The 9,676-nt window shown below is 48.1% G+C and carries 9 protein-coding genes and 1 tRNA gene; 4 read left to right on the forward strand and 6 right to left on the reverse strand.

The window, feature by feature from the left end; all coding sequences use genetic code 11:
• Genes deoA through ACJ8W9_RS12815 form a run of 3 tightly spaced genes read right to left on the reverse strand, consistent with a single transcriptional unit; the run spans position 1 to position 2,539 of the window.
• Positions 1–1,335, reverse strand: a complete 1,335-nt coding sequence (gene deoA / locus ACJ8W9_RS12805) for a thymidine phosphorylase (RefSeq protein ID WP_411360516.1) — start codon at positions 1,333–1,335, stop codon at positions 1–3.
• Positions 1,335–2,111: a deoxyribose-phosphate aldolase gene (gene deoC, locus ACJ8W9_RS12810; RefSeq protein ID WP_411360518.1), complete on the reverse strand. Its 777-nt coding sequence runs from the start codon at positions 2,109–2,111 to the stop codon at positions 1,335–1,337. The genes deoA and deoC overlap by 1 nt, the downstream gene beginning before the upstream one ends.
• Positions 2,111–2,539 carry a cytidine deaminase gene (locus ACJ8W9_RS12815; RefSeq protein WP_034734153.1) on the reverse strand — a complete coding sequence of 143 codons (429 nt, stop codon included), beginning with the start codon at positions 2,537–2,539 and terminating at the stop codon, positions 2,111–2,113. Before ACJ8W9_RS12815 ends, deoC begins: the two co-directional genes overlap by 1 nt.
• A gap of 174 nt (positions 2,540–2,713) precedes the next feature.
• On the opposite strand from ACJ8W9_RS12815, the gene ACJ8W9_RS12820 reads away from it, so the two are divergent.
• Positions 2,714–2,929 (forward strand): DUF2892 domain-containing protein, encoded by a 216-nt coding sequence (locus ACJ8W9_RS12820; protein WP_411361218.1) that lies wholly within the window; start codon positions 2,714–2,716, stop codon positions 2,927–2,929.
• Between the two features lie 9 nt (positions 2,930–2,938).
• Complete coding sequence (locus ACJ8W9_RS12825; protein WP_411360521.1) at positions 2,939–3,250, forward strand: ArsR/SmtB family transcription factor; 312 nt, start codon at positions 2,939–2,941, stop codon at positions 3,248–3,250.
• Here the strand turns inward: ACJ8W9_RS12825 and rimI are convergent.
• The 3 genes from rimI to ACJ8W9_RS12840 all read right to left on the reverse strand — a co-directional run bounded on the left by rimI (position 3,247) and on the right by ACJ8W9_RS12840 (position 4,188).
• The gene (rimI, locus tag ACJ8W9_RS12830) at positions 3,247–3,660 is read right to left on the reverse strand and encodes a ribosomal protein S18-alanine N-acetyltransferase (RefSeq protein WP_411361219.1); all 414 of its coding nucleotides are present in this window, start codon (positions 3,658–3,660) and stop codon (positions 3,247–3,249) included. The two genes, ACJ8W9_RS12825 and rimI, sit on opposite strands and share 4 nt — an antisense overlap.
• Positions 3,661–3,682: 22 nt before the next feature.
• Positions 3,683–4,075 (reverse strand): hypothetical protein, encoded by a 393-nt coding sequence (locus ACJ8W9_RS12835; protein WP_411360525.1) that lies wholly within the window; start codon positions 4,073–4,075, stop codon positions 3,683–3,685.
• A gap of 36 nt (positions 4,076–4,111) precedes the next feature.
• Positions 4,112–4,188 (reverse strand) — tRNA-Trp (locus ACJ8W9_RS12840).
• Between the two features lie 155 nt (positions 4,189–4,343).
• Here ACJ8W9_RS12840 and ACJ8W9_RS12845 point away from each other — a divergent pair.
• Complete coding sequence (locus ACJ8W9_RS12845) at positions 4,344–6,119, forward strand: autotransporter assembly complex protein TamA (protein ID WP_411360527.1); 1,776 nt, start codon at positions 4,344–4,346, stop codon at positions 6,117–6,119.
• On the forward strand, positions 6,116–9,559 hold the full coding sequence (locus ACJ8W9_RS12850; RefSeq protein WP_411361220.1) for a translocation/assembly module TamB domain-containing protein: 3,444 nt from the start codon (positions 6,116–6,118) through the stop codon (positions 9,557–9,559). The genes ACJ8W9_RS12845 and ACJ8W9_RS12850 overlap by 4 nt, the downstream gene beginning before the upstream one ends.
• Positions 9,560–9,676: the final 117 nt, after the last annotated feature.

Consider the following 9,676-nt stretch of genomic DNA (forward strand, 5'->3'; position numbering starts at 1 on the left):
TTAGCCTCCGATACGTTTATGAACCGCCGGTGGGCGCTCCGCTGATGTCGCAAATTGATAGGCTGAACGGACCTGTTCCGCCGCTTCTTGCCATGCTTGCTCATCAGCCGCGTAAACCATTGCTAGCGGTGTCTGCTGATCAATACGTTGGCCGATCATCGCCAGTTCATCTAAGCCCACACTGTAATCAAGGCTATCGGAACTGCGTCGGCGCCCACCGCCAAGCGCCACCACTGCCACGCCAAGCTGACGAGTCGCAATTGCACTTACGCAATCACCCGAGGCTAGCTGCTCGGCAGTTGCAAACACTGGTTTAGCGACCGCTGCGAGTGGTAGATGTTGCGTATAGTTGTCAATAATATCGCGCGGTCCACCGAGTGCCGCCACCATCTGCGTGAAACGCTCAGCCGCTGCACCATTCGCAAGTACCTTCTCGACTTGCTCACGAGCCGCATTTAAATCGGGCGCGAGCTTACCAATGACCAGCATTTCGGCACACAAGGCAACGGTAACCTCATGTAATTTTGGCGTGCGCTGGTCGCCACGTAAATAACGAATCGCTTCGCGTACCTCAACCGCATTACCGGCTGATTGCGCCAGCACTTCGTTCATATCGGTGATCAGCGCGGTCGTAGGTACACCAGCACCGACAGCAACTTGTACCAAACTTTCAGCTAACTCTTCTGAACGTTCAAGCGTGTCCATGATCGCACCGTTGCCGGTTTTCACATCAAGCACCAGACCATCAAGGCCAGCAGCTAGCTTTTTCGATAAAATAGACGCGGTAATCAGGGGAACAGACTCGACCGTCGCGGTAATATCACGCGTCGCATAAAAACGTTTATCAGCAGGGGCTAAACTACCCGTCTGACCAATGATGGCCACACCCACCTCTTTCACAACCTTGCGGAACAGTTCATCATCTGGCAGGGCTTGATAATTAGGAATGGCAAACATTTTATCCAAGGTGCCGCCGGTGTGCCCAAGTCCACGTCCAGAAATCATAGGTACATAACCACCGCAAGCAGCGATAATCGGCCCCAGCATTAGACTGACTACGTCACCAACCCCGCCGGTTGAGTGTTTATCTAAAACAGGCCCATCTAAGTGCAAGTCTTGCCACTGCAGCACTTGCCCCGAATCACGCATCGCTTCGGTGAGCGCAATGCGTTCAGCCATGCTCATGCCTTGAAAAAACACCGCCATTGCTAACGCTGATATTTGACTTTCAGCAATGCTGTTATCGGAAATGCCATTAACGAAAAAGCCGATTTCAGCATTTGATAAGGTGCCGCCATCGCGTTTCTTGCGAATTATTTCTTGAGGTAAAAACATTAGTACGAAGTTCCTTTTGTATCCGCCGGTTCATCGCCAGCTAATACAGCAATTAGGTTGGTTAGCAGTCCGCTCGCGCCGAAGCGAAACGTTGCCGGTGCTAAATATTCAGCGCCGAGTTTTTGTTCAGCGAGGCTCAGGTAGTGATCAGCGTCTACGGCGGTACGCACGCCCCCTGCTGCTTTAAAGCCGCATTGGGGGTTATTCGCTTTAATCACATCGAGCATTACTGCTGCCGCCGCTACGGTGGCGTTCACCGCTACTTTACCCGTTGAGGTCTTAATAAAATCTGCTTGATTCTCAATCGCAATTTCACTGGCGCGCTGAATACTGCGTGGTGTATCAAGTATGCCTGTTTCTAGAATAACTTTGAGTCGTGCGGTAACGCCACAAGCTTGCTTGCAACTCGTGATAAGCTCGGCCGCAAGATGCTCATCACTCTGCAAAAATGCGGCATATGGAAACACCACATCAATTTCGTCAGCACCTGCGGCAACCGCGCGGGCTGTTTCACTGATGGCCCGCTCAATATCTGTGTAACCACCAGGGAAATTAGTTACCGTCGCTACTTTGACGCCGGTTAAACCGAGGCGCTGAAGCTCACTTTTTGCCCAAATAATGTGCTCTGGATAAACACACAATGCAGCAGGAGAACCATATGAGGTTTTTGCTGCCTCACACAATTGCGTCGTGCTCGCCGCTGTATCGGCATGATTGAGCGACGTAAGGTCCATTAACTGCAGCGCTAAGCGCGCAGTTTCTTTAATCTCTCGCATCAGCTTTCCTTACGATATTTTTCACTGTCGAAACTAAAGGCATCGGGCAGCAGTTCTGCAACAGTCCATTGCCGCAACTGTCGCTCACTGGTCGAAGCGACTGTTGCTGTTGCTGCAAAGAATTCAGCAATAACTTGTCGACACGCGCCACACGGCGCATAGGCTTTGTCGCCTGGCGTAAACACCACAAGTTGCTGAAAGTCTGCAGGTTGAAAGCCTTGGGCGAGTGCACTGAAGATGGCTGTGCGCTCGGCACAATTAGAGAGTCCAAAGGAGACATTTTCGACATTACAGCCTGTCACCACTTCGCCGTTTTTCATTAACAACGCAGCTCCCACTGGGAAATTGCTATAGGGTGCATAGGCTTTTTGGCTCGCTTGTTGCGCTTTTTGCTGCAACAGCTCGATAGGAAGTGTTGGTTCTGTCATAGCTCTTCATTTTGAATTTATGGGTTAACAGCTTACTCTTTTCAACAAATGAAGCCAAGCAACTGAAGGCAACAATTGAGTGACCTCTATCAAAGAAAAAATTGGACATTCGCTCGCGCGATAACTATTATTTAGATATATCTAAATTAGATGAAATCAAAAAAGAGGTTGTATATGAGTGTTGAAAGAGCACTATCTGCTTTTGCAGGTTTTATGGTACTATTATCGGTCGCACTAACAGTCTGGGTGCATCCTAATTTTATTTGGCTTACGGTCTTTGTTGGAGCTAATCTCTTCCAACAATCGTTTACAGGGTTCTGTCCTGCGAGTATCGCTATGCGGGAAGTTTTCGGTTTGAAAACTGAGCGGGAGTTAGCCCAAAAATCATAGGTATTGATTATGTCTACGCTGACAATCGAAGAAATGCAGCAGGATGAAGCCCAAAGCGCGGCAATATTCTTGCGTTCAATTGCAAATGAACACCGGCTTCAAATCCTTTGTCACCTCGCAAACGGTGAACAAAGTGTTGGTGAGTTAAATAAGCATTTCCCATTGAGCCCTTCGGCCTTTTCGCAACATCTTGCCGTGTTACGTCAACAAGGCTTGGTCAAATTTCGAAAAGAAGCGCAGACCATCTATTACTCAATTCAAGATCAAGACACTCTGCAATTTATGCAATTGCTTAAGACGAAGTTCTGTCCTGATTTTTAAGTGGTGGCATGCTCGCCATGCCACCCCATCACCAATGCATCTTCATAGCCAGTCGCACATCTATAGTAATGTGGACGTTTGCCTATTACCTTAAAACCGAAGCCTTCATAAAGCCGAATCGCTTGCGCATTCGAAACCCGCACCTCCAGCCATATTTGCGCCGTCACGGCAGCAGCTGATTCCAGCAAACGCGCCAACAATTGCGCGCCAATCCCTTGCCCTTGATGACTGGGGCACACCGCGATGTTCATCAAATTGAATTCATTGGCTATCACTTGGACGATGCAGTAGCCAAGTAACTCGTCATGCTCTGTGAGAGCACCGTAGATCAAGTAGTTTTGGCGAAAGCAGTCACGCAAAGTAGCTTCTGACCATGGCGTAAAATGACATGCTTGCTCAATTTCGAGCATGTCGCTCGAATAGGAGACTAACTCAACGATTCGGGGCGCCACAGAGCTTAGCCCAAAGTTGACGTTTTTGCTGAGCAGCTAAGGGTTGTGCGAGAATTTCCGTGCCATTTAGGCGCCGTTCTGCTGCCCACGTTTTTGCAGTTGCCGCAGCGACCTCGACCGGTTTGGGATGCAATTGATTAGGATCGAGCGCGCGAAAGACATCTTGGGTCCAACGATTGAGTTGTACCGGAAGTTGTTCTTGAGTTTGCAACAACCACTGTCCCAATTGGTAATAGATGTGCACCTGTTCAGCACTATGGATTAAATTCTCAGTGCCCGCAGCTTGCCACACCGTTAGGCCAAGTGCCTGCAATGCCTGCTCTTGATCGGTATCCCAAAGGGTGACTGAATTATCTGGTGATGCTTGTTTCATAAGCCAAGCTTAACCAATTCGATGCATGTTGGAAAGTGGCAGGGGTGGAGGGATTCGAACCCCCAACCGTCGGTTTTGGAGACCGCTGTTCTACCAATTGGAACTACACCCCTGCAGTGCAGACCCCGAATTATACTGGCAGCTGTGTTGCGAGCAAGTCTTTTGTGTAATTTTACGAATCACTTGCAGCTTTTTTCGCCGATTTCATGGAATTGCTCTGATATACTGATGTCTATGAAAGACTTAATATGCAAGTGGCGGTGAATGAGTGACGGCACACAAAGGATTATGCTTGCTCGTCTTGCTGTTTGGATGTTTGCTGGCTAGTGCAGCAAATGCCCAACCACAAGAGCAGGCCGAAGCAGTTCTAGAAGTCTCCTACTCCGGTGTTGATGGTCAGCTTGCCAGCAATGTAGAGAGTTATCTGGGGATTCTCGAATACTCCGGACAAGTCGCACCTAGTATATTTCGGGTGCGCTTCCTCGCCCGTCGTGGTGAGGCTGAAATCAAACAAGCATTACGCCCGTTTGGTTACTATCACACTGAAGTCGAAACTGATGTACGCGAAACCGGCGACGAAGTTAGCGTTAATTACACGATTGAACTAGGTCAGCGCACGCGGGTCCGCACACTCGATATTATAATAGACGGCAGTCTTGCCGACGATGATGCCTACCAGCAACTGCAAAAACGCTTCCCTGTAAAAATTGGCGAACCGCTGCTGCACGCCGACTACGAAAGAATCAAATCGATGCTGCGTAATTTGGCGGCCGAGCGTGGTTATTACAACGCCCGCTTCACTGAACAAAAACTGCAAGTCGAGCTGAGTGATGCCAGCGCTCACATATCCCTGACCTATGCGAGCGGTGAACGTTTTCGTTTTGGCGAAGTTACCATTTGCTGTAATCATTTATCTAGCGAATTCATCGAACGCTACTTTCAATTTGAAGAAGGTGACTTATTTCATACCCGTGACTTGCTCGATCTACAAATTGCGCTAGCAGGTAGTGATTATTTTGAAAGCGTCGAAGTAGCTCCTTTGTGGCAAGAAGCAAAAGCGGAGGAAGTTCCTGTCTCGATTCGTGTGACCGCGAACCAACGAGACTTTTATCAAATTGGCCCAGGCTATGGTACCGATACGGGTGCCCGTTTGACTCTCGGTTTTGATCGGCGTTGGGTCAACGACAGAGGTCACCGGCTCTCTAGCTTGTTACGGCTGTCTCAGCTGCAAAGCACTGGCTTTGTCGATTACATTATTCCTGGTAAGGATCCTGCACGCGACCAATACAGTCTTAGCGGTGAAGTTATTGACCGTAGTTACGAAGAATTAGATTCGACGCTTTATCGTGCGAGTGTACGCGACACTCGTCACTATGATACCTGGCAGCGCAGCTACCAAATTAGCTACTTGCGGGAGGATTTTCGCTTTGGTACCGCGACACGAGAAACTTCTAGCTTTTTAGTACCGAGCGCTGAAGTTAGTTACGTTAGCAGCAATTTAGATCCAAGTAACCGCAATCTGGTAGACAGTGGATTCCGACTCAGCGCTCGTTTACAGGGAGCCAGTGACAGTGCGTTATCGAGCGCATCATTCGTCTCACTGACGCTCAGCGGTAAAGCTGTTTATTCATTAAACGAACAGTGGCGTTTGTTGGCTCGTGCTGAACTCGGCGGCATGAACACCGATGACTTCGATGAAATATCACCCTCACTGCGATTTTTCGCCGGCGGTGACCACAGTGTACGCGGTTACGCATACCAACAGTTAGGCCCTACCAATGCCGAAGGTGTTGTCGTCGGCGGCCGTTATTTAGGAGTCGCAAGTGCAGAGGTGGACTACTTAGTCGCCCCTAATTGGCGAGTAGCGCTATTTACCGACTTTGGGAATAGCGGCATGGATTGGTCAATGACCTGGAAGCAAACCTACGGCATCGGTGTGCGTTGGCTATCACCCATCGGACCGGTGCGGCTGGACGTTGCCCAAGCAATAGATGAACCGGATAAACCGTGGCGTTTGCATCTAACGATAGGCCCTGACCTATGAAATGGTTAAAAGTACTAGCGACGACCGTCGTTGTCTTATTTGTATTAGTACCCCTCATCGCCTTCGTGCTCGTTAGCACTAGTGCGGGGACCCGCTTTTTAGTCGCGCAGGCGATACATTTCGCGCCCGTACATATCACCTACGATGAGGTTTCCGGAACACTTACTGACGCGATCGAGTTTGAGCAGTTAGCTGTAGAATTTGACGGCCAGCGCTTCGCTGTTGCTCGCCTGAATTTAGTGTGGCGTCCTTTCGAGCTCTTGGACAAAAAACTGATCATTGATGAATTGTATTTACAACAGCCGTATTTACAAATTGCAGCGCAGAAAACTGTGAGTGAAGGTCCCGTTACCTTACCTACTGTTTCATTACCATTTTCAATCGCTATCAATCATTTAGTCATCGACGGATTCAGCGTGCAAACTGACGCCGAACCAGAGTCCCGTATCGATTTTGAGACAACGTTTGTAACGCAGTTAGATCTTGTCGATAGCCAACTTGACCTCAATCAAATGCAATTGCAGTTTTCTCAAGACCAGTTTGCTGTTGAATACCAGGGTCAAGTTTCATTGCAATTACGCGATACTTATCCGCTGAACGGTGACGGTGACTATGAACTTGACTTCAATGACGAACGCTTAGCACCGGTAACGGGCAGCTTGGACTTCGATGGCGCCTTGCGGAATAAGCCGATCCAAGTGGCGACTTCACTTAGTACGACGACAATGCCATCACAATCATTGTCAGTGGAGATTACTGAGCCGCTGGAACAACTGACATGGCACGCAGAACTCAATTTAAATCAACTCCCTCTCGCTTTAGCTAAACCTTGGTTAACTGATTCAGTGGCAGTAATCGACCGCTATTTAACAGAGGAGAGCGAAATTTCCGGGAAGGTTCAGATCGATTCTGAAAATATCGCCATTGAAAATATACGAGCAACTCACATCGGTTCTGCTGACGGACAAATTGCGCTGCAAGGAACTTGGCAGCACGATAATTTTACCGGCGACTACCAATCGAATCCGCTATCTTTCTCGCTCGAATACCAGCAATTATCTCTTTCAGTCAATGATATCCGAATTAATGTGGCGAGCGGTCAAAGCGCTATCGAAGGAACACTAGCAGACTACAAGTTCAGCAACGAGCTACAACTAGAAGTCAGTGGACAACCTGAAATTGCTATCGACGACCTAACAGCATCGATAAACGGTAACGGGAGTTTGCACCACGTCTCGGTATCACAACTACTATTGAATAGTGACGAACTCAAGCTCGACAGCCAACTAGATGTGGCTTGGCAAGATCCCCTTGCCCTGAGTTTCACCATCAACTCTGCAAGTACATCATTGGGACTTCCGAATACCAATAATCAGGCCCTTCTTAAAGGAGCTGTTGTGCTGAAAGAGCATCAACTGATTTTTCACGATTTTGCGATTGGACTTGGCGCTACGCAACTGCAGCTAAATGGTTCGACAGCCCAAAATGATCTGCGCGGACAACTTACCGTAAGCGATATACAGCAACTACCTTACGTCCCTGATGGTTTAAGCGAATTGCAGGCGCTCGAAACAAGCTTTGCAATTGACACTCATAGACAGCTGAATGTATTCGATATTGAAGTTTCTACTTTCACAGTACAAACGGAAAGCCTAGACAAGTGGTTACTCACTGAAACCGCGATGCTGCACTTCGAACTTAAAGATGAAGTTTGGTTGGGACAATTAGATAGCCTGTGTTTGCAGCACGAACCGAATCAGTTCGGTGCCTTGTGTGGTTCTATAGATATAGATGAATCTAGCTTAAACGCGAGCATGAGCGGCGAACGACTATCGTTATGGCTACTTAACCGCTTTCGGGAGCGCGACGTTGCACAACGCATTGCCGGCCTAGTAAGACTAGAAGCTGATGTTTCGGTAAATCGTGAACAACTGAAAGTCCGTGATATGAACCTCATGTTACGCAGTGACAACACTGTATTTTTCGCCCTTAATCAAGAAACCAGTACGCGTCTGGCTTACTGGGAAATTGCCGCTAACGGCAACGCTGACGCTATTACTGCTAATGTCGAAGGTCAATTAGCTAATAATGAAGGAGGCTTGTTTGGCGATTTTTCGATTGCTGATCTTTATAGCGAGCAGACCGTCCAAGGCAACTTGATTTTTGCACTTGATGATCTCGCGATGTTGGATTGGGTGCTCCCCGGTATGCGTTATCACGGTGGCAAAGCAACTGCGCAACTCGATTTAAGCGGTACTCTGGCACAACCGAGTATCAATGGCGATATGGAGGTTTACGCAGAATCAGTGGTGTTCGCAGAAACAAACTTCGTATTTAATGACGTGCGATTAGCATTAATTGATCGGCCAGATTCCGATGGTGCACTAGAAATAGAAGGACAGGCAAAAGCTGGTGAAGATGGTTGGGTACTCATAGAAGGGGTTGCTTTACCACTCGATGCCGAAGCTTATTTACGCATTACCGGACGAAATTTTCGCGCATTGCAAATGCCCGCGGCAACGGTAGACGTATCGCCTGATCTTACTGTTTATGTAAATGATCGGGCGATTGAGATTGCCGGCACGGTTGATGTGCCATATGCCGCAATTTCATCTCCAGAATTTGAGACTTCGGTCAGCAATTCCAGTGATGTGGTGATTACCAGTAACGGTGAGCCTATTGCGGAAAGCCAGAATAGTGAAGACGCATTAGCGGTCAATGCACAAATACGCGTTAACCTAGGAGATCGAGTTTCCGTGGATGCTTATGGTTTCACCGGACGCCTGCAAGGAAGTCTAGAAATTGTAGAGCAGCCAAGTCGTTCAACCACAGCAGTTGGCAGTATTAATGTTGCGGATGGTAGCTATGAAATCTATGGTCAAGAGTTAAATATAGACAAAGGTTCATTTATCTACAATGGCGGAGACGTGAGCAATCCAGGGCTCGATCTGCGTGTCAAACGTGATATCTCAAGCGGTAATAGCGCGGGAAATGTGAATGTCGGTGCACAAGTAGTCGGCACCTTAATTGAGCCTGACTTTAGGCTGTTCTCAACACCAGCAATGCCAGACTCTGAGATTCTCTCCTATTTAATACTCGGCAAAAGTATGCAGTCCGCTTCGTCTACTAGCTCTAGCGATATTCAACTACAAGCACTATTAATGTTAGGGGCTAAAGGAACTGAGGCAATAGGTGAATCATTGCAAGACACTTTTGGTATTGATGAGTTTGGTATCGACACTGACCCAAACACGCGTGAGACTTCTTTTTATATCGGTAAGTATCTATCACCGAAGTTATTTGTAAAGTACGGTGTGGGTTTACTAGAAAGTACCAATACTTTTATGGTTCGTTACCAGTTGACCGAACGTTTGTTGATTGAAACGATGGCGAATAGTCAGGCACAAGGCGGCGACATCTTCTACACCTTCGAACGGTAAGAGCCGTGATTCGTGATTCGGTATTCGTACGCTACGCTATTCGTGATTCGTGCGCTGCGCTGTTCGAACAGCGAGCACCGCGAGCGCACGAACAGTGAGGCTTGCCGAACGTACGAA

The sequence above is a fragment of the Pseudidiomarina salilacus genome, from assembly GCF_047323925.1.
Classification (GTDB): Bacteria; Pseudomonadota; Gammaproteobacteria; order Enterobacterales; family Alteromonadaceae; genus Pseudidiomarina; species Pseudidiomarina salilacus.

Excerpts from the sequence above, each read along its gene's own strand:
- ACJ8W9_RS12825 (WP_411360521.1), top strand. The coding sequence starts at position 2,939 with ATGTCTACGCTGACAATCGAAGAAATGCAGCAGGATGAAGCCCAAAGC.
- ACJ8W9_RS12820 (WP_411361218.1), top strand. The coding sequence starts at position 2,714 with ATGAGTGTTGAAAGAGCACTATCTGCTTTTGCAGGTTTTATGGTACTA.
- rimI (WP_411361219.1), bottom strand. The coding sequence starts at position 3,660 with ATGCTCGAAATTGAGCAAGCATGTCATTTTACGCCATGGTCAGAAGCT.
- deoA (WP_411360516.1), bottom strand. The coding sequence starts at position 1,335 with ATGTTTTTACCTCAAGAAATAATTCGCAAGAAACGCGATGGCGGCACC.
- ACJ8W9_RS12835 (WP_411360525.1), bottom strand. The coding sequence starts at position 4,075 with ATGAAACAAGCATCACCAGATAATTCAGTCACCCTTTGGGATACCGAT.
- ACJ8W9_RS12850 (WP_411361220.1), top strand. The coding sequence starts at position 6,116 with ATGAAATGGTTAAAAGTACTAGCGACGACCGTCGTTGTCTTATTTGTA.
- deoC (WP_411360518.1), bottom strand. The coding sequence starts at position 2,111 with ATGCGAGAGATTAAAGAAACTGCGCGCTTAGCGCTGCAGTTAATGGAC.
- ACJ8W9_RS12815 (WP_034734153.1), bottom strand. The coding sequence starts at position 2,539 with ATGACAGAACCAACACTTCCTATCGAGCTGTTGCAGCAAAAAGCGCAA.